Raw genomic sequence first — 19,370 nt, forward strand, 5'->3', positions numbered from 1 at the left:
GTCAGACCTCCACCTGAAGCAGGTCGCGCCGGCCAAGCGGACGGGCGAACAGTTCAGCGAGGTCGCCGGCCTGCTCGTAGCCCTGGATCGGCGTGAATGCGAACTCGATCGACCATTTGGTCGTCCGGCCCTCGGCCTCGAACGGATTGCCAAGGCCCATGCCGCAGATGATCAGGTCCGGATCGTCGGCGCGCACCCGGTCGATCTGTTTGTCGACGTCCTGGCCCTCGGCGAGCCGCACGCTGGAGGGCAGCAGAGCAAGGTCCGGCGCCATGTGGTTCTTGTTGAGGTAGGGCGTGCCGACCTCGAGGATCTCAGCGTCCACCTCGCGCGACAGGAAGCGCGCAAGCGAGGGCTCCATCTGGCTGTCGGGGAAGAAGAAGACGCGCTTTCCGGCCAGACGGTCGCGATACAGCGAGACCGCCTTGCGGGCGCGCTCACGGCCCGCGTCGGTGATCGCCGCAAACCGGTCGGCCGGCACGTCGAACGCATCCGCCGCCGCGCGGAGCCAGGCCGTCGTGCCTTCCTCGCCCAGCGGGAACGGCGCGGTCAGCACGCGCGCGCCCTTCTTCTCGAGCATCTTGGCCGTCTCGGTCAGGTAGGGCTGGGCCATCAGCACGGTGGTGTTCGGGCCGATCGGCGGCACGCCCTCGGCGTGACGGGCCGGCAGGAAATGCACGTTCTCGATGCCGAGCCCGTGGAAGATGCGGGTGAACTGGTCCTCGATCACGTCCGCCAGACAACCGGCAATCAGCAGCTGGCGCGGTGCGTCGGGCGCGGCGCGCGGCGTGCCGCCGATCACCGCCTGGAGGAAATTGTCCTCGCCCTGCGTGAAGGTCGTCTCGATGCCCGAACCCGAATAGGACAGGACCCGCAGGTCCGGCGCGAAACGCTCGTTCAGCTTCATCGCGGCGCGGCCCAGATCGAGCTTGATCACCTCGGAGGGGCACGAGCCGACCAGCACCAGCATGCGGATGTCGGGACGGCGGGCGATCAGCCGCGCGACCACCTTGTCGAGTTCCTCGTTCATGTCGGCCATGCCCGACAGGTCGCGATCGTCGATGATCGCGGTGCCGAATCGCGGCTCGGCGAAGATCATCACGCCGGCGGCCGACTGCATCAGATGCGCGCAGGTGCGCGAGCCGACGATCAGGAAGAACGCGTCCTGCACCTTGCGATGCAGCCAGATGATCGAGGTCAGCCCGCAGAAGACCTCGTGTTGCCCGCGCTGCTTGATCGGCGTGACGTCGGTGCATCCGAGGCCGTCGGCCTCGCGCGCCTCGGCGGCGGCGACATGCGGGGGGACGTGGCGGTTCATGTCGCAGCTCCCGCCGGCACGACGGCCGCATCGCGCCGCGTGCGCGGATCGCTCAGCCGCGCCATCCGCAGCTTCCAGACGAACTGGGCCGCGTTGATGACGTAGGCGCCATAGGCAGCAAGCGCGAGCGCCATCAGCGGCGCAGGCGCCAGAAGGCCGCCGAAGGTGGCGATCAGATAGGCGGTGTGCAGGGCGAGCACAGCCATCGAGAAGACGTCTTCCCAGAAGAAGGCCGGCGCGAACAGATAGCGGCCGAACACGACCTTCTCCCAGATCGCTCCGGTGACCATGATCGTGTACAGAACGAGTGTCTTGACGATGATCGAAATGTCGGCCGCAAGAAGCCCCTCGCCCGTCCACAGATAGCGGACGATGAGACCGAGGCTGACGGCGAACACGAGGAACTGGAGCGGCGCCAGAATCCCCTGCACCAGCGTCCAGCGCGTGTTGTCGCGACGCACACGCTGCTCGGGCGTATACAGTTCAAATCGCGCGCTTTTTGGGATTTCGCCCTTCATCGTCGCTGCGCCTTGGCGGCTTCCTCCCTGACCATGGGAGAAATCTAAACCCGGGCTTCGCAGAGTGTCAACTTTAATTGACGTTTATTTTTGTTTACAATCGGAGCGCACTGTTCCATCCTTCATCGCGTCGGGGTTGGTCGCACGAGCGCAAAGCCCGGGTTCCGGCCAATGAACCGGTCGCCGTCCCTGGCACGTTCCATGGGTCCGCCGCTTCATGGGGGACCTGCAGTGCGCGATCGGGAACGCGCCAAGCGCGTCAAAAGCCATGACTGACGACACCAAGGCTATCGATGGGCTCGCGGCCACAGCGGCGGAGGATCCGGTCGGCCTGGAACCGTTGCACGACATCGAGGCACCGCCTCCTTCCGACGCACGCGCGCCGGCGCGGAAGCCACGCCCGGCCGTCACCGACGAGGTGGCACACCGGCCGCTTCTGCATGCCATCATCCGCACGCGCGTGTTCTGGCAAGCCAAGGAACGGCTTGGCATCGGAGGCCATGACGAGGCGGACCGGGCCCTGTCCGACGCGCGGACCCTCGACCGGTTCAAGCAATCGCTCTATGGCGGCGAGGAGAAACGCGGCCCCGGACCCAGGCGCGGCTCCGGCCGCCGCCCACTGACGGCGCCGGCCCGCTGGCTGGTGCGCCAGCGCCTGTCGATGCCGGGCAAGCTGGCCTTCCTGGAAGCGGTGGCCCGTTCGCTGGGCGATGACTGGTCGCGCGATTCGCGCAGCTTTCTGGACGTGACGATCGCCATGGGCCGCCTGCAGCTCGTGCTGCGGCAACTCGTACACGCCCAGGGCGAGCGCGGCCCCGCACCCCAGCGCGGCACCGCGCTCGTCACCGTTCCGCCCGCCGAGGCACACCATTTCGCCCAGTGCATGATCGAGGAACTGTTTCGCGCCGAGGGCTGGTCGACCGATCTGTACTGGCCCGAAAGCACCGGCGCGATCATCGACCGCATCGCCGAGCGGGGGCACGACATCGTCTGCCTGTCCTGGTCCACCGGGGCTCTGGCCGAAACGGCGCGCGCGACGATCAAGGCCATAGAATCAATGCCTTACGCCACGCGCCCGGCGGTGATCGCCGGCGGCCGGGCCAGCAGCGAGCACCAGCGCTGGCTCGTCCGGCTCGGCGTTGACTGCATTTGCGAGAGCACGTATGGCGCGCTGGCTGCGGCTCGGCAACTGCTCGATACGCGCGCTTCCGCGGGTGGCCATTCGCCGCCATCCCTTTCCGCATTGCCCGCCGCCCCGTGAGTGCTATGGAAAAGCAGGTCTCACGCCACAACCATCGCATCTTCAGCCGGTCGAACCGGCTCTTCGACAAGGCGAGCCCCGAAACGATCGCGTTTCTCGCGTCGGTCGGCGCCGATCTGTCGCTGCTGATCTCGCCTGAGGGCGACATCGTCGACGTCGCCTATCGCGAGCCGGGCGTCGAGCGCTATGGCGTGGACGACTGGATCGGCCGGGCGTGGCGCGACACCGTCACCCCGAATGCTTCGACAAGATCGATGCGCTGCTCGAAGAGAACGACAAGACCGGCACCACCCGGCGGCGCCAGGTCAATCATCCGGCAAAGGGCCTGCCCGACCTTCCGGTCGACTATACGCTCGTCACCATCGAGGGCATGCCTTGGCGGCTGGCGCTCGGCGAGGACATGCGCAAGCTGTCCGACATCCAGCAGCAGCTCGTGCGCACCCAGACCGAGCTCGAATCAGAATATCGCAAGATCCGCGAGGCCGAGGGCCGCTACCGGACCATTTTCCACAAGACCGCCCAGGCGATCATCATCGTCGACGGCGACAGCCACGCGGTCATCGACATCAACCTGACCGGCGCCAATCTGCTGCACCAGCCCGCCTCGCGGCTCATCGACAAGCCTGCCCAGCAGCTCGTCGAGCGCGATGACCGCAACGCGCTGACCGATGCGCTGGGCGCGGCCCGCCACGGCGGCGCCCGCAAGACACTGACCCTGCACGCGGCCGGCCACGCCGACCCGCTCAGCGCGGTGATCGAGCCCTATCGCGAGAACGGGCGCGGCAACCTGATGCTGTCGCTCCTGCCCGCCGCCGGCACGAGCGCCGAAATGTCGGAAAGCGCGGACATGGCGCTGCTCGACAGTTTCGCCGAGGCGCTGGTGATCATCGACCGCAAGGGCATGATCGCGGCGGCCAACGACCCCTTCCTCGACCTGATCCACGTGCTCAACAAGTCGATGGTCATCGACCGCAATCTCAACGGCTGGCTCGGAGCCTCGTCCGTCGATCTGCAGGTGCTGCTGTCGCGGGTTCGCGAGGAAGGCCAGGTGCGCCAGTTCTCGACCGTGGTCCGGGACGAGCTGGGGACCACCAAGACGGTCGCCGTTTCCGCCGCCCGCATGCCCGGAGAGAGCGACGGGCAGCGGATCGGCGTGCAGATTTCGGAGGCCGCCCGCCGCGACGCCCAGTTCACCGTCCCCTCGCCCGGCGCCGATGCGGGTTCGTCCGATTTCGCCGAACTGGTCGGCCGCGTGCCGCTCAAGGACCTCATCCGCGAGGCGGTCGATGTCATTGAAAAGATGTGCATCGAGGCGGCGCTGCGCCAGACCGACAACAACCGCGCCTCGGCCGCCGACATGCTCGGCCTTTCGCGCCAGAGCCTCTATATCAAGTTGCGCCGTCACGGGCTGGAGGATTTCGGCTCCGACAACGCCTGAGCCGGCCCGCGCCTCCTTCCGAAATCGTCGCCTATTTTTGACAACACGGACTGTCAATTTGAATTGACACTCTGAATGGACCGCTCTAGCTTTCCAGCCATGAGCGCGCCGTCCGCAACATCACCGGCCATCACCGTGCCCCGACCGGGCGCGGTTGTCGCGCTGCTCAAGCCGATCACCTGGTTTCCGCCGATGTGGGCCTATGCCTGCGGCACCGTCTCGGTCGGCGCGGTCGGGATCGACCGGCTGCCCTACATCATCGGCGGGATCATTCTCGCCGGCCCGCTCGTCTGTGGTGGCAGCCAGGCCATCAATGACTGGTTCGACCGCCACGTCGACGCGATCAACGAGCCCGACCGGGTCATCCCCTCGGGCCGCATGCCCGGCCGCTGGGGCCTTTACATCGCGCTGATCTGGACGGCGCTGTCGCTGGCGCTCGGAGCGTTGCTGGGCACCTGGGTTCTGGTCGCGACCGTGATCGGGCTGGTTCTCGCCTGGGCCTATTCGATGCCGCCGGTGCGCCTCAAGCAGAACGGCTGGTGGGGCAACGGCGCCTGCGGTTTCGCCTATGAGAGCCTGCCTTGGATGACGGCCGCTGCCGCCGCGCTCGGCGCGTTGCCGCCCGGACCGATCCTGGCCGTCGCCCTGCTCTATGGCCTTGGCGCGCACGGCATCATGACGATCAACGACTTCAAGGCGATCGAGGGCGACCGGCAGATGGGCGTGCGCACCCTGCCCGTCCAGCTCGGCGCCCGGCGTGCCGCGCTGGTCGCCAGCCTCGTCATGGCCGTCCCGCAAGCCATTGTCGTCGCGATCCTTTTCGCACTCGCCATGCCGTGGCACGCAGCAGCCATCGCGGTTCTCGTGCTGGTTCAGGCGGTCGCCATGGTCCGCTTCGTCGGCAACCCGCTCAAATACGACGTCTGGTTCAGCGCCATCGGCGTCGGGCTTTACGTCACCGGCATGATGATCGCCGCCTTCGCCCTGCGCGCGGCGACGCTCCCAACGGTCTGAGGAGGCACGAAAGATGTTTCAGACCCGCGCATTGTGGTACCCCCGCTCGCCCGGCCTGAGCTGGCTGGCGATCGTCCGGCTCGGGCTCGTCCAGGCCGCGCTCGGCTCGATCGTGGTCCTGACCACCTCGACGCTCAACCGCATCATGGTGGTCGAACTGTCGCTCGCCGCCGTCGTGCCCGGCCTGCTGGTCGGCCTGCACTATGCGGTGCAGATGGGCCGGCCGCTGTGGGGCCACGCCTCCGACAATGGTTCGAGCCGCACGCGCTTCATCCTCGGCGGGCTCGCCCTGCTCGCCTTGGCCGGCACCGGCGCCGCGGCGACCACGATGCTGTTCGAGCAGAGCTTCTGGCTCGGCATGGCCGCCGCGACCGCCGCCTTCACACTGATCGGCTTCGGCATCGGCGCCTCCGGCACGTCGCTGCTGGCGCTTCTCGCCAGCCGCACCGCGCCCGAACGCCGCCCGGCCGCCGCCACCGTCGTCTGGATGATGATGATCGCCGGCATCGTGATCACCGCGATCGTGTCGGCGCAGTTCCTCGACCCTTATTCGCACGCAAGGCTGGTCATCATCACGGCCATCTCGGGCACGATCGCCTTCCTCGTCGCGGCTCTTGGCGTTCGCGGCATCGAGCGGAGCACCCGCGACATCCGCGATCCCGGAACGCGCGCCGAAAACGTCTCCTTCCGCGAGGCCCTCGTCGACATCTGGCACGATCCGGCCGCGCGCACCTTCACCGTGTTCGTCTTCGTCTCGATGCTGGCCTACCAGACGCAGGATTTGATCCTCGAACCGTTCGCCGGCCTTCTGTTCGGCCACACGCCCGGCGAATCGACCGCGCTGGGCGGCATGCATCATGCCGGCGTGTTCCTGGGCATGGCCTTCGTCGGCATCGTCGGCAGCGTCTTCGCCAGGCGCCGGCCGGGCCTTCTGAAGCTGTTCACGATCGCCGGCTGTCTGGGCTCGGGCGTCGCGCTGGCGCTCATGGCCGTGGCGGCAAGCGCCGCCCCGGCCTGGCCGCTCGAGGCCAACGTCTTCGCGCTGGGCGTCGCCAACGGCATGTTCGCCGTCGCCGCCATCGGCACCATGATGACGCTCGCCGGCCAGGGCGCGAAATCGCGCGAGGGCATCCGCATGGGCGTGTGGGGCGCGGCCCAGGCCATCGCCTTCGGCCTTGGCGGCTTCCTGGGCACCGTCGCCATCGACATCACGCGCTGGCTGACGGGCGATGTCGCCCTGTCGTTTGCCGTCGTCTTCACCGGCGAGGCGCTTCTGTTCCTGGTTTCGGCGATGATCGCCACCACCATCGGCGTTGCCGCCACGCGGCAGCAGCGGCCGGCCGCGCACGCCCCGCTCGCGCCGGCCGAATAGGGAGGAAAGACCCATGTCCGACCACATCATCCACGACGTCATCGTCATCGGCGGCGGGCCAGGCGGCGCGACCGCCGCGCACGACCTTGCCGTTCAGGGCCACGATGTGGTGCTGGTCGACAAGCAGGGCCGCATCAAGCCGTGCGGCGGCGCCATCCCCACCAAGGCGATCACCGAATTCGCCATTCCCGCCGAGCAGATCGTCTCGCGGGCCCATGCCGCGCGGATCATCGCGCCTTCGGGCAAGACCGTCGAGATGCAGATCGGCAATATCGGCTATGTCGGCATGGTCGACCGCGACAAGTTCGATCCCTTTCTGCGCCAGCGCGCCGCCGACGCAGGGGCCGAGTACATCGTCGGCGCCTTCAAGGGTCTCGACCAGAACCCGGACGGCACCGTCACCGCCCACATTACCGACAAGGCGGACAAGTCGAAGACCCACGCCATCACCGCGCGCATGCTGATCGGCGCCGACGGCGCCAATTCGGCCGTCCGCCGCACCGCCTTCGACAAGGCCAGACAGCCGCCCTACGTCTTCGCCTATCACGAGATCGTCAAATCACCCGCCCGGCCGGATCCCGATCGGTTCCGCGCCGACCGTTGCGACGTCATCTATGACGGGCGCATCTCGCCGGACTTCTACGGCTGGGTGTTTCCCCATGGCGAGCACACCTCCGTCGGCACCGGTTCGGCGGTCAAGGGCCATTCGCTGAAGGAGGCGACCCGCAAGCTGCGCGAGGAAGCGGGGCTGGGCGATGCCGAAACGGTGCGCGAGGAAGGCGCGCCGCTGCCGCTCAAGCCGATGCGTCGCTGGGACAATGGCCGCAACATCGTGCTCGCCGGCGATGCGGCGGGCGTCGTCGCGCCCTCGTCGGGCGAAGGCATCTACTATGCCATGCTGACCGGCCGCCTGTGCGCCGAAGCCGCCGTCGAGGCGATTGCCACCGAGCGCGCCACCGCCCTGAAGACGGCCCGCAAGCGCTTCATGAAGGAGCACGGCAAGGTGTTCTTCGTGCTCGGGATGATGCAGTACTTCTGGTACGCCAACGACAAGCGCCGCGAGAAGTTCGTCACCATGTGCGCCGATCCGGACGTGCAGCGCCTGACCTGGGAAGGCTATCTGAACAAGAAGCTCGTCCGCCGCGATCCGCTGGCGCACCTGAAGATCATGGTCAAGGACACCGCCCAGCTTCTCGGCCTCGCCCGCACGACCTGACCGCTGCCGTGGATGGTTTGACCGACTGGCTCGATGCCATCGCCGCGTCCGGTCGGCTGGCCGAGATCGCCATGGCGGTTCTGGTCGCCGAACTGGCGCTGTTCCTGTTTGTCTATCGCGCGCCGGCCGCACGCCGCACGCTGGTCTTCAACACGGCCTCCGGGCTGGCGCTGATGGCCGCGCTGCGCGCCGCGCTGATCGGCCATGGCGCGCTCGTCATCGCGGGCTTCCTGTCGCTGGGCTTCGCGATGCATCTGGCGGAACTGTGGTTCCGCCACCGCGCCTTCACGAAGACGCCCGAACCGCCGCCATCGCCGCGGGATTGAGATCCATCACGCGCTTGTTGAGCGCGAAAGCCACGCTGACCCAAGCAAGATAAGGCACGAAGAGAAGCGCGGCGACCACCGAGATCGGCCAGGCCAGGACGATGAAGGCGGCGATCGTCAGCCACATGGCGCCCGAATCGACCAGCGCCCAGTCCATCCGCCTGATCCCGAAGAAGAGATACGACCACGCCGCGTTGAAGACCAGCTGCGCGCCCCACAGCATGGTGGCGATGCCGAACCCGTCGAGCCGCCAGACGATCCAGCCGGCCGCGCCGATCATCAGGTAGAGCGTCGTCCAGACCACCGGAAACGCCCAGTTGGGCGGTGTCCAGCCGGGCTTTTCGAGCCCTTCGTACCATTCGCCGGGCTTGAAGATGCCGCCCGACGCAGCGGCCACGGCCACCAGCAGGGCATAGACGACGGCACTGATCATGAAAGGTCTCCCGCGGCGCGTTCTGCACCGCACATAGTCTCGCACGGATCGGCCGCAACCGCGACCCTGTTACGCGCCGGCGTCCTTGACCGCCTCCATCGACACATAGGTCGAGGTGTTGGCGACGTGCGGCAGCGCGGAAATCTTCTCGCCCAGCACGCGCCGGTAGGCGGCGATGTCGCGCGTGCGCACCTTGAGAAGATAGTCGAACGGCCCGGCGATCATGTGGCACTGCTCGACCTCGGCCAGTGCCGCGGCGGCCGCGTTGAATGCCGACAGCGCCTTTTCGGTGGTGTCGCTGAGCTTGACCTCGACGAAGGCGACATGATCGCGGCCGATCCGGCCCGGATCGATCACCGCCCGGAAACCGCGAATGACGCCCTCGTCGATCAGCCGCTTCAGCCGGGTCTGGCACGGCGTCTTTGTCAGCCCGACGCGCGCGGCAAGCGTCGTCACCGGCATGCGCCCGTCCTCGCTGAGCGCCTCGACGATGCGCCGGTCGAAACGGTCCAGATCGACCTCCCGGTTACCATTTTCAGCCAATTCAATCTCCGATAAGGCCCAATATCAGGCAGATTTCGTTCAAGTTGCCAATGAACAGGCAACATGCCTGCTCGCTCTCCGATAGACTGGATGCATGTCCCATGCAATCGACACCACCGGCATGAACCCCGCCCCGCTCCACGATCTGCGCGCCGAGATCGCCCGTCTGTATCTCGCCGACGAGGCCGACGCGCTCGATACGATGGCCGCCCGCGCGCCCGTCGGTGACGCCTTGCGCGCCGCCGCCCACAGCCGCGCGACTGCCTTGGTCCAAGACATCCGCAAGATGGACACGCCCGGCCTGATGGAAGTGTTCCTGGCCGAATACGGCCTGTCCACCGACGAGGGCATCGCGCTGATGTGCCTCGCCGAGTCGTTATTGCGCGTGCCCGACGCCGAAACCGTCGACGCGCTGATCGAGGACAAGATCGCTCCGTCCGCCTGGGGCGAGCATCTGGGCAGGTCGGCCTCCTCGCTGGTCAACGCCTCCACCTGGGCGCTGATGCTGACCGGCAACGTGCTGCGCGACCCGCCCCCGGGCGGCTTTGCCTCGGTGATGCGCGGCGCGGTGCGCCGACTGGGCGAGCCGGTGATCCGTACCGCCGTGCGTCAGGCGATGCGGGAACTGGGCCGGCAATTCGTGCTCGGCCAGTCGATCGGCGAGGCGATGGATCGCGCCAAGGGCATGGAAGCCAGGGGCTTCACCTATTCCTACGACATGCTCGGCGAAGCCGCGCTGACCATGGACGACGCGGACACCTATTACACGGCCTACATGGCGGCGATCAACGCGATCTCCAAGGCCGCCACCCACGGCGCGGTCAAGGACAATCCGGGCATTTCGATCAAGCTGTCGGCGCTGCATCCGCGCTACGAGGAGCCGCAGCGCGCCCGCATCATGGACGAACTGGTCCCCCGCGCCCGCCAGCTTGCCCGCATGGCCGCCCGTGCCAATATCGGGCTGAACATCGACGCCGAGGAAGCCGATCGGCTGGAACTGTCGCTCGACGTCATCGAGGCGACCCTCGCCGATCCCGAGTTGGCCGGCTGGGACGGGTTCGGCGTGGTCGTGCAGGCCTATGGCAAGCGCGCCATGGCGGTCATCGACTGGCTGCACGCGCTGGCCGAGCGCCATGACCGGCGCATCATGGTGCGGCTGGTCAAGGGCGCCTATTGGGACAGCGAGATCAAGTGGGCCCAGGAAAAGGGCCTCGAGGGCTTTCCCGTGTTCACGCGCAAGCCGGCGACCGACGTCGCCTGGCTGCGCTGTGCCCGCCACATGCTGGCCCTGACCGACCGTCTCTATCCGCAGTTCGCCACCCACAACGCCCATTCGGTCGCCGCGATCCTGCAGATGGGCGCCGACCGCGAGACCTACGAGTTCCAGCGCCTGCACGGCATGGGCGAAAGCCTGCACACGCGCGTCCTCCAGACCGAGGGCACGCGCTGCCGCATCTATGCGCCGGTCGGCAAGCACCGCGACCTTCTGGCCTATCTCGTCCGCCGGCTTCTGGAGAACGGCGCCAACTCCTCCTTCGTCAACCAGATCGTCGATGCGAACGTGCCGCCCGAGACCGTCGCCGCCGACCCGTTCGACGCGCTAGCCCAGGCCCCCGAGCGCCAGGTGCGCCGGCCGGCCGAGCTGTTCGCCCCCGAGCGCGCCAATTCCAAGGGCTTCGACCTTTACGACCCGGCCGACATCGCCCGCATCGACGCCGCCCGGACGCCATTTAAGGACGCGCAATGGACGGCCGCTCCGCTCTTGGCCGAAGAGCGCGACGACCCCGAGCGCAAGGCGCTTGCGATCGCCAACCCCGCCCGGCCGGACGATGCGGTCGGCACCGTGCATGAAGCGGCGCAGGCGGACATCGAGAGCGCCCTTGCCGCCGCCGCGCCCTGGACCGCATCGGCCGCCGCGCGCGCCGAGACCCTGAACCGCGCCGCCGATCTTTACGAGGAGAACTTCGGCGAACTGTTCGCCATCATCACGCGCGAGGCCGGCAAGATCACCGAGGACGCCATCGCCGAACTGCGCGAGGCGGCCGATTTCCTGCGCTACTATGCCAGCCAGGCGCTGACCGACCCCGACGCCGAGCCGTGCGGCACCTTCGCCTGCGTCTCGCCGTGGAACTTTCCGCTTGCCATCTTCACCGGCCAGATCGCGGCCGCGCTCGCCGCCGGCAATGCCGTCATCGCCAAGCCGGCCGAGGCGACGCCGCTGATCGCCCATCGCGCCGTCCGGCTGATGCACGAGGCGGGCGTGCCGCGCACCGCGCTGCAGCTTCTGCCCGGCACCGGCGCGACCGTCGGCGCGGCGATCACGTCGGACCCGCGCATCGACGGCGTGTGCTTTACCGGCTCGACCGGCACCGCGCAGGCGATCAACCGCGCCATGGCCGACGCTCTCGACCCGGCCGCGCCGCTGATCGCCGAGACCGGCGGCATCAACGCGATGATCGTCGATTCGACCGCCCTGCCCGAACAGGCCGTGCGCGACATCATCGTCTCGGCCTTCCGTTCGGCCGGCCAGCGCTGCTCGGCGCTGCGCGTTCTGTACCTGCAGGAAGACATCGCCGAGCCGTTCATGAAGATGCTGTTCGGCGCGATGGACGAGTTGGCCGTCGCCGACCCCTGGGCGCTGTCCACCGATGTCGGCCCGGTCATCGACGAGAAGGCCCGCGACGAGATCACCGCCTATATCGACGCCGCAGAAAAGGCCGGCAAGCTCCTGAAGCGACTCGCCATTCCCGAAGGCGGCACCTTCGTCTCGCCGGCCGTGATCAGGGTCTCCGGCATCGCGGAGGTGACGCGCGAAGTCTTCGGCCCCGTTCTGCACGTCGCGACCTTCAGGGCGAGCGAGATCGGCAAGGTGTGCGCGGCGATCAACGCCACCGGCTACGGGCTGACCTTCGGCCTGCACACGCGCATCGACGACCGCGTCGAGGAGATCGCTTCTGCGATCCATGCCGGCAACATCTATGTCAACCGCAACCAGATCGGCGCCATCGTCGGCTCCCAGCCCTTCGGCGGCGAAGGCCTTTCGGGCACCGGCCCCAAGGCGGGCGGCCCGCTCTACGTGCCGCGCTTCAGGAAGACCGAAACGGTCTCTCAGCCTGCAAAGGAAGGCGCGGTTGCCGATCGCCGCGCGGTGCAGGACAGGATCGACGCGCTGCGCGCCCAGATCGCCGGCAACGCGCGCCAGACGCGCGACCTGCCCGGCCCGACCGGCGAATCGAACCGCTGGTCGACCTATGCCCGAGGGCTCGTCCTGTGTCTTGGTCCATCGCTCGACGACGCGCACGAACAGGCGCGGCAGGCGATGGCCGCCGGCTGCGCGGCGCTGATGGTGGCGCCCGGCGCCTGCGGCGCCAACGTGGTCGACGGCAGGCTCGATCCGGCCGATCTCCAGCGGCTCGACGGCTTCGACGCGGTCGCCTTCCGGGGCGATGAAGCCTCTGCCCGCGCCGTTCGAAAGGTCCTTGCCGGTCGCGACGGGCCGATCCTGCCGCTGATCACGGCGCGCGACATCGGTCCGGCCTGCCTCATCGAGCGGCACGTGTGCATCGACACGACCGCCGCCGGCGGCAACGCCTCGCTGCTTGCCGAGATGAGCTGATCAGCCGGCCGTCCAGCCGCCGTCGATCAGCAGCGACGTGCCGGTCACCAGCGCCGAGGCGTCCGAGGCCAGGAACGCGACCGCGCCCATGATGTCCTCGACCTCGCCGACGCGGCCGAGCTTGATCTTGTCGGTGATCCAGGCGACGCGCTCTGGATTGTCGAACGTCGCCTCGGTCAGCGGCGTGCGGATGAAGGTCGGGCAGATCGTGTTGACGCGAATGCCCTTCGGCCCCCACTCGATCGCCATTGCCCTCGTCATGCCCTCGACGGCGTGCTTGGTCGCGCAATAGACCGTCCGGTCGATGCCGCCGACATGGCCCATCTGCGAGGAGATGGTGATGATCGAGCCGCCCCGGCCCGCTTCGACCAGACCGCGCGCCACCTCGGTCGCCAGGAAATAGGCGCCCTTGAGGTTGGCCTCGGCGACGGCATCGAAATCGGCCTCTTCCGTCTCCAGCGCCGGCGCGTGCCGGGCCAACCCGGCCGAATTGACCAGCACGTCGAACGGCCCCGCTCCGGCCACCGCCGCGCGCATCGCGCCGATGTCGGAGACATCGAGCGTCATCGCTTCGGCGGAAAGCCCTGCCTCGCGCACCGCCGCCACGGCCGCCTCCAGCTTCTCGCGCCCGCGCGCGGCCATCACCACATGCGCGCCGGCTTCGGCCACGGCCGTCGCGCAGCCGAGCCCGATCCCGCTCGATGCGCCGGCGACGAGCGCCCGCCGGCCATCGAGCCGGAACGAGGGCGTGCGCGGAAGTTCGGTCATGCCCAAGACGGCGCCTCGGTCCGGGGCTGGTATGAGCCGAAGCTCCACTCATGGCCCTCGGGATCAGCGCAGCGATAACGCCACGTGCCCCAATCAGTGCGTTCGGGCGGATAGACGATCTCCGCCCCGGCATCTCGGGCACGCGCGTGGTGCGCCTCGACATCGTCGACCACGACATAGATCCTTGGCGATCCCTTGCCGGCCTTCGCAGTGCCGATCATCACCACGCCGTCGCCGAAGCACATCTCGGCATGAAGCAGCCTGCCCTCATCGTCATCATGGGCCTGGATGACGTCGAAGCCGAACGCATCGCGCAGGAACGCGATGGCCGCATGGCCGTCCTCGTAACTCAGATAGGGAACGATCGTCGGTTGACCGGCCATGGCTCACCTCCGTGCCGCAAGTGTCCCGAACGGCGCATAGCCAACCCCGCGCGGTCGATCAACTCCGCGATGGAACAGCAACCGCCTTAGACTTTCGTCTGCGACACTTGGCATGTCCGATCGACGCTTGCACGCTGCCGCGGCGAGGCGCATGTATCATTGGTCATCAATATAAGGGACACCCGCCGCCGACGGCGAAAATCGTGCCGTATTGAAACCGAAAAATGACGGCTGAAATTAACGGCGGCGAGGAACGAAGAAGAATCAGGCATTTGCGGCAGATGCGGGGCTGATCCCCAAAAACCTGCCGCATCGGTATATGTTTGCGCATTGCCGAGTGTCACGTTATGTTGACAGCATCGGGCGATCGGGAGAACGACCGTGGAAAACAGGAAGACGGCTGCGCGGGGCCAGCCGCGACTCGACGTACACAATTCGGACGTTCCGCTGGTCTGCCGGGCCTGTGAATCGCGGCACAAGGGCGTGTGCGGCTCGCTCTCGCCGGAGCAACTGATCCAGCTCTCGCGGCACACCACCAAGCATGTCTATCGCAGCCAGTCCGAACTGATCACGGTCGGCGAGGACGTCCACACCTATTCCAACATCCTGTCGGGCGTGGTGAAGCTGACCAAGCTGATGGCGGACGGCCGCCAGCAGATCGTCGGGCTGCAGTTCGCGCCGGACTTCTTGGGCCGCATCTTCTCGCACCAGAGCACTTATTCGGCCGAGGCGGCGACCGATGTGCGCGTATGCTCGTTCCCCAAATCGGTGATCGAGGACCTCGCCCGCACGGCGCCCGACATGGAGCACGCGCTGCACGAGCAGACGCTCAAGGAGCTGGACGAAGCGCGCGACTGGATGCTCACGCTTGGGCGCAAGACCGCGACCGAGAAGGTCGCGAGCTTCCTCTATCTGATCGCCTCCAACATCGATCCCGAGATCGACGCGGAAGAGCACACGATCCGCTTCGAACTGCCGCTCAAGCGGCTGGAGATCGCCGATTTCCTCGGGCTGACGATCGAGACGGTCAGCCGCCAGATCACCAAGCTGCGCAAGGCCGGCATCATCGAACTGGAGAACAACCGCACGGTGATCGTGCCCTCCCTCGCCCGCCTCGAGGACGCCTGCGAAAGCGAGCAGTAGGCGCACGCTTCAATCAAATCCGGCGGTTCACCCCCACCCTTCATCCCTCCCCCGCAAGCGTGGGAGGGAAGACCTCGACATGGCCTCAGTGCCGCCGACATCGAAGCGAGGCGCGCCAGTCTGTAGGGTGACGCGCGATTTTGATGTCCTCCCTCCCACGCTTGCGGGGGAGGGATGAAGGGTGGGGGCGCGACGAGGCGGACAAGGCCGCGCTGGCTGACTTTAAACCGCCTTCGAATAGCGGAAGTCGGACTCGTGCAGATGCGCGTCGAAGCGCGCCGCGACGAGCCGGGCAAACGGACGGGCATCCTCCGGCACGAAGAAGCCGTCGATATCGGCGCCGCAGATATAGTCCTCGTCGGCCTCGGCGATCGCCAGCGCCTCGTTGATGTAGGGTTCGGCGGCAGCGCCGAATCGCGCCTCCAGCGCCTCGAAGCCGATCCGGAAATCGCACATCAGCCGCTCGATCATGTGCGCCCGGATGCGGTCGTCCTCGCTCATCCGGTAGCCCTTCGAGGCGGTGCTGCGCGCCGCGTGAACTGCATCCTGATACTGTCCGGTGGCGACGATGTTCTGAACGTAGCCGCCGTCGAACGCGCCGATCGACGAGGCGCCCAGCGGAATCAGCGCGCGACACTGATCGGTCGTGTAGCCCTGGAAATTGCGGCGCAGATGGCCCGTCCGCGCGGCCACCGCCAGGCCGTCGTCCGGCCTTGCGAAATGGTCGATCCCGATCGCGTCATAGCCGGCCGCAACCAGCGCCGCGCCGGCGGCGAGCGCCTGCTGGAACCGCTCGTGCATGTCGGGCAGATGCTCGTCCTTGATCATCTTCTGGTGCTTCTTGACCCACGGCACGTGGGCATAGCCGAACAGCGCGATCCGGTCCGGCTGCAGCGAGATCACCTGCTCGATGGTCCGCATCAGGCGTGCCCGCGTCTGCAGCGGCAGGCCGTAGAGCGCATCGATGTTGACCGAGCCGACGCCGGCCGCGCGCATCGCCGCGATGACGTCGCGCGTCTGTTCGAGACTCTGCGGCCGGTTGATCGCCTTCTGCACCAGCGGGTCGAAATCCTGCACGCCGACCGACGCACGCGTGACGCCCAGTTCGTGCAGGCCTCTCAGCGTATCGTCGGTCACGTCCGACGGATCGATCTCGACGCTGATTTCGGTCTGTTCGGTAACGTGGAAGCTCCGGCGCAGGGCGGCGCCGAGCCGGCCCATGTCCTCGGCCGACAGGATCGACGGCGATCCGCCGCCGAAATGGATCTGTCCTGCCACCGGCCGGAAGCCAAGCCGATCGCCAAGGGCGGCGATCTCGGCCAGCAGCGCCTCGACATAGGTGTGAACCGGCTCGTATTTCAGCGTGTGCTTGGTGTTGCAGCCGCAGAACCAGCACAGCCGGTCGCAGAACGGGATGTGCAGATAGACCGACACGGGCGTCGCATCGTCGAGCGAACCGAAAAGCGCGTCCTGCATCTGCGGACCGATGCCGGCCTCGAAATGCGGGGCGGTGGGATAGCTCGTATAGCGTGGCACGGCGCCGCCGCGCTGCGAAAGCAGGATCGACAGATCGCGCTGGCTCGCCCCGGTCATCACGTCTTCTCCCGGCCTTCGATGATCGGAAGGATGTATTCGCGCTCGAACGCCAGGTGCCGCCGCACGCCGGTGAAGAAGCCGCGCAGCATGTAGCCCAGCTTTTCGACGTCGACCGCATCGCGATCGGCGGCGAACGCCATCAGTTCGTGCTGGACTTCCTCGGCGAACGCCTCGTCCTCCCAGTGCTCGCCGTGCAGCCGATCGAGCGTGTCGGGCAGCTCCGGGTCGGCCGGGCAGTGCGCCTTCAGATAGGGAAACAGCTCCCGTTCCTCGAACGTGTGGCTGCGATGAACGATCGGGTAGATGCTGCGCGCCAGCGCCAGACAGTCGTCGTTGCGCACCTCGGCCGGAAGCGCGTCGGCCAGTTGCTCGAGCGCCGCGCACAGGTTGGACTGCACGTTCAGATGGTGCTTCAGCGTCCCCGCCAGCGCTGTCGGATTGACGGCCGCGCCGTCGCCGTTGGCCGCATTGCGGCGATGCTCCGCCCGGCCATTGCCGGCACCGCCCGAAACCACGGTCATGACGGGTCCGCGCGAGCGCGCGCCATTGTGCTCGTCACCCCGATCCCTGGGCAGGCTCATGCGTGTTTTCCTGTCTTCGTGTGCCCTGTCGATGCGCCGAACGTAGGCTTCAGACCTCCGTAGGGTCCTTGATCAAGATCAAAGCGACGACGGGGGGTGGCTGGCACAGGTGAGACCGACCCGGCACGAACCGGGACGCAATTGCACGCCGGCGCGCCGTGGCGCGGCTTCGTGCAACGCAAGTGCGAGAGGACATTCCATGAAAAATGCAAGCTGGGTCGTGCTGCTGGGGGCCGGCGCCTTTCTGGCGCTGCTCGGCGCGGCGCTCGGCCAGGACCAACTGTTCAGGATCCACATGGCGATCCTGACCATCGTGCTGCTCGGCTCGACGATCGTCATGCTGCGCGCCATCCGGTTCGAACCTGCGCCGGCGGCCAAGATCCCGTTCACCGGCGCCGACACCGATCCACGCTACATGGACGAGGTGATCCGCTACGGCGCGATCGCCACCGTGTTCTGGGGCGTCGTCGGCTTTCTGGTCGGCGTCGTCGTCGCCGCCCAGCTCGCCTGGCCGCAGCTCAACATCGAGCCGTGGTTCAATTTCGGCCGGATGCGGCCGCTGCACACGTCCGCGGTGATCTTCGCCTTCGGCGGCAACGCGCTGCTGGCGACCTCGTTCTACGTGGTCCAGCGCACCACGCGCGCACGCCTGTTCGGCGGCGGCCTGCCATGGTTCGTGTTCTGGGGATACCAGCTCTTCATCGTGCTGGCCGCGACCGGCTATCTGCTCGGCATCACGGCGGGCCGCGAATATGCCGAGCCCGAATGGTATGTCGACCTGTGGCTGACGATCGTCTGGGTGGCCTATCTGCTGGTCTTCATGGGCACGCTGATGAAGCGCAAGGAGCCGCACATCTACGTGGCCAACTGGTTCTATCTGGCCTTCATCATCACCATCGCGATGCTGCACGTGGTCAACAATCTGGCCATGCCGGTCTCGTTCCTGGGCGCGAAATCCTACTCCGCCTTCGCCGGCGTGCAGGATGCGCTGACCCAGTGGTGGTACGGCCACAACGCGGTCGGCTTCTTCCTGACCGCAGGCTTCCTGGGCATGATGTACTATTTCGTGCCCAAGCAGGCCGGACGCCCGGTCTACTCGTACCGGCTGTCGATCATCCACTTCTGGGCGCTGATCTTCCTGTACATCTGGGCGGGTCCGCACCACCTTCACTACACCGCCCTGCCCGACTGGGCGCAGACCCTGGGCATGGTGTTCTCGGTGATGCTGTGGATGCCCTCCTGGGGCGGCATGATCAACGGCCTGATGACCCTGTCGGGTGCCTGGGACAAGCTCAGAACCGACCCGATCCTGCGCATGATGGTGATCGCCGTCGCCTTCTACGGCATGTCGACCTTCGAGGGCCCGATGATGTCGATCAAGGCGGTCAATTCGCTCAGCCACTATACGGACTGGACGATCGGCCACGTGCACTCAGGCGCGCTCGGTTGGGTCGGCATGATCTCGTTCGGCGCGATCTACTTCCTCGTGCCGAAGCTCTGGGGACGTCAGCGGCTCTACTCGCTGCGCATGGTCAACTGGCACTTCTGGCTCGCCACGCTCGGCATCGTCGTCTACGCGGCCGTCATGTGGGTCGCCGGCATCCAGCAGGGCCTGATGTGGCGCGAGTATAACGATCAGGGCTTCCTGGTGTACTCGTTCGCCGAATCGGTCGCCGCCATGCACCCCTACTACGTGCTGCGCACCGTGGGCGGGCTGCTCTACCTGACCGGCGGTCTGATCATGGCCTTCAACGTCTACATGACCATCCGCGGCGTCGAACGCGACGAGGTCCCGATGGGTGAAGAAGCCCCGCGGCCCGTCGCCCAGCCCGCCGAATAAGGAC

17 protein-coding genes are annotated in these 19,370 nt (G+C 67.3%); 9 read left to right on the plus strand and 8 right to left on the minus strand.

Annotated features, from left to right (window positions below; genetic code table 11):
- Window position 1: 1 nt before the first annotated feature.
- Together E0E05_RS11900 and bchF are read right to left on the minus strand one after the other, a co-directional pair.
- Entirely contained in the window at window positions 2-1,318 is a 1,317-nt protein-coding gene (locus E0E05_RS11900) for a ferredoxin:protochlorophyllide reductase (ATP-dependent) subunit N (protein WP_131616909.1), read from the minus strand.
- On the minus strand, window positions 1,315-1,836 hold the full coding sequence (bchF, locus tag E0E05_RS11905; protein WP_131616910.1) for a 2-vinyl bacteriochlorophyllide hydratase: 522 nt from the start codon (window positions 1,834-1,836) through the stop codon (window positions 1,315-1,317). The genes E0E05_RS11900 and bchF overlap by 4 nt, the downstream gene beginning before the upstream one ends.
- Before the next feature lie 217 nt (window positions 1,837-2,053).
- On the opposite strand from bchF, the gene E0E05_RS11910 reads away from it, so the two are divergent.
- From E0E05_RS11910 to E0E05_RS11935, 6 genes are all read left to right on the plus strand, one after another.
- Complete coding sequence (locus E0E05_RS11910; RefSeq protein ID WP_131616911.1) at window positions 2,054-3,097, plus strand: cobalamin B12-binding domain-containing protein; 1,044 nt, start codon at window positions 2,054-2,056, stop codon at window positions 3,095-3,097.
- A 214-nt stretch (window positions 3,098-3,311) separates the two neighbouring features.
- Window positions 3,312-4,535 carry a transcriptional regulator PpsR gene (gene ppsR / locus E0E05_RS11915; protein ID WP_158629357.1) on the plus strand — a complete coding sequence of 408 codons (1,224 nt, stop codon included), beginning with the start codon at window positions 3,312-3,314 and terminating at the stop codon, window positions 4,533-4,535.
- 99 nt (window positions 4,536-4,634) lie between these two features.
- Window positions 4,635-5,549, plus strand: coding sequence for a chlorophyll synthase ChlG (chlG, locus tag E0E05_RS11920; RefSeq protein ID WP_131616913.1), 915 nt, complete (start codon window positions 4,635-4,637; stop codon window positions 5,547-5,549).
- Window positions 5,550-5,562: 13 nt separating this feature from the next.
- Complete coding sequence (locus E0E05_RS11925; protein WP_131616914.1) at window positions 5,563-6,921, plus strand: BCD family MFS transporter; 1,359 nt, start codon at window positions 5,563-5,565, stop codon at window positions 6,919-6,921.
- Between the two features lie 13 nt (window positions 6,922-6,934).
- A complete protein-coding gene (locus tag E0E05_RS11930; protein WP_131616915.1) occupies window positions 6,935-8,137 on the plus strand; it encodes a geranylgeranyl diphosphate reductase in 1,203 nt (400 codons plus the stop codon).
- 8 nt (window positions 8,138-8,145) lie between these two features.
- Window positions 8,146-8,463 carry a hypothetical protein gene (locus tag E0E05_RS11935; RefSeq protein WP_131616916.1) on the plus strand — a complete coding sequence of 106 codons (318 nt, stop codon included), beginning with the start codon at window positions 8,146-8,148 and terminating at the stop codon, window positions 8,461-8,463.
- Here E0E05_RS11935 and E0E05_RS11940 read toward each other — a convergent pair.
- Together E0E05_RS11940 and E0E05_RS11945 are read right to left on the minus strand one after the other, a co-directional pair.
- The gene (locus E0E05_RS11940; RefSeq protein ID WP_131616917.1) at window positions 8,423-8,896 is read right to left on the minus strand and encodes a TspO/MBR family protein; all 474 of its coding nucleotides are present in this window, start codon (window positions 8,894-8,896) and stop codon (window positions 8,423-8,425) included. The two genes, E0E05_RS11935 and E0E05_RS11940, sit on opposite strands and share 41 nt — an antisense overlap.
- 69 nt (window positions 8,897-8,965) lie before the next feature.
- Window positions 8,966-9,358 carry an Lrp/AsnC family transcriptional regulator gene (locus E0E05_RS11945; protein WP_244598073.1) on the minus strand — a complete coding sequence of 131 codons (393 nt, stop codon included), beginning with the start codon at window positions 9,356-9,358 and terminating at the stop codon, window positions 8,966-8,968.
- A gap of 175 nt (window positions 9,359-9,533) precedes the next feature.
- On the opposite strand from E0E05_RS11945, the gene putA reads away from it, so the two are divergent.
- Complete coding sequence (putA, locus tag E0E05_RS11950) at window positions 9,534-13,055, plus strand: bifunctional proline dehydrogenase/L-glutamate gamma-semialdehyde dehydrogenase PutA (RefSeq protein ID WP_244597708.1); 3,522 nt, start codon at window positions 9,534-9,536, stop codon at window positions 13,053-13,055.
- Here putA and E0E05_RS11955 read toward each other — a convergent pair whose 3' ends face one another.
- Window positions 13,056-13,823, minus strand: a complete 768-nt coding sequence (locus E0E05_RS11955) for an SDR family NAD(P)-dependent oxidoreductase (RefSeq protein WP_131616919.1) — start codon at window positions 13,821-13,823, stop codon at window positions 13,056-13,058.
- Window positions 13,820-14,206, minus strand: coding sequence for a VOC family protein (locus tag E0E05_RS11960; protein WP_131616920.1), 387 nt, complete (start codon window positions 14,204-14,206; stop codon window positions 13,820-13,822). The genes E0E05_RS11955 and E0E05_RS11960 overlap by 4 nt, the downstream gene beginning before the upstream one ends.
- A gap of 381 nt (window positions 14,207-14,587) precedes the next feature.
- On the opposite strand from E0E05_RS11960, the gene E0E05_RS11965 reads away from it, so the two are divergent.
- A complete protein-coding gene (locus E0E05_RS11965) occupies window positions 14,588-15,349 on the plus strand; it encodes a Crp/Fnr family transcriptional regulator (RefSeq protein ID WP_131616921.1) in 762 nt (253 codons plus the stop codon).
- Between the two features lie 222 nt (window positions 15,350-15,571).
- Here the strand turns inward: E0E05_RS11965 and hemN are convergent, their stop codons facing one another.
- Both hemN and E0E05_RS11975 read right to left on the minus strand, forming a co-directional pair.
- A complete protein-coding gene (gene hemN, locus E0E05_RS11970) occupies window positions 15,572-16,942 on the minus strand; it encodes an oxygen-independent coproporphyrinogen III oxidase (protein ID WP_131616922.1) in 1,371 nt (456 codons plus the stop codon).
- Window positions 16,942-17,526, minus strand: a complete 585-nt coding sequence (locus E0E05_RS11975; RefSeq protein WP_131616923.1) for a hemerythrin domain-containing protein — start codon at window positions 17,524-17,526, stop codon at window positions 16,942-16,944. Before E0E05_RS11975 ends, hemN begins: the two co-directional genes overlap by 1 nt.
- 199 nt (window positions 17,527-17,725) lie before the next feature.
- Between E0E05_RS11975 and ccoN the strand changes: the two genes are divergently transcribed.
- Entirely contained in the window at window positions 17,726-19,366 is a 1,641-nt protein-coding gene (gene ccoN, locus E0E05_RS11980; RefSeq protein ID WP_131616924.1) for a cytochrome-c oxidase, cbb3-type subunit I, read from the plus strand.
- The last annotated feature ends 4 nt before the right edge of the window (window positions 19,367-19,370 follow it).

Source organism: Roseitalea porphyridii, assembly GCF_004331955.1.
Classification (GTDB): Bacteria; Pseudomonadota; Alphaproteobacteria; order Rhizobiales; family Rhizobiaceae; genus Roseitalea; species Roseitalea porphyridii.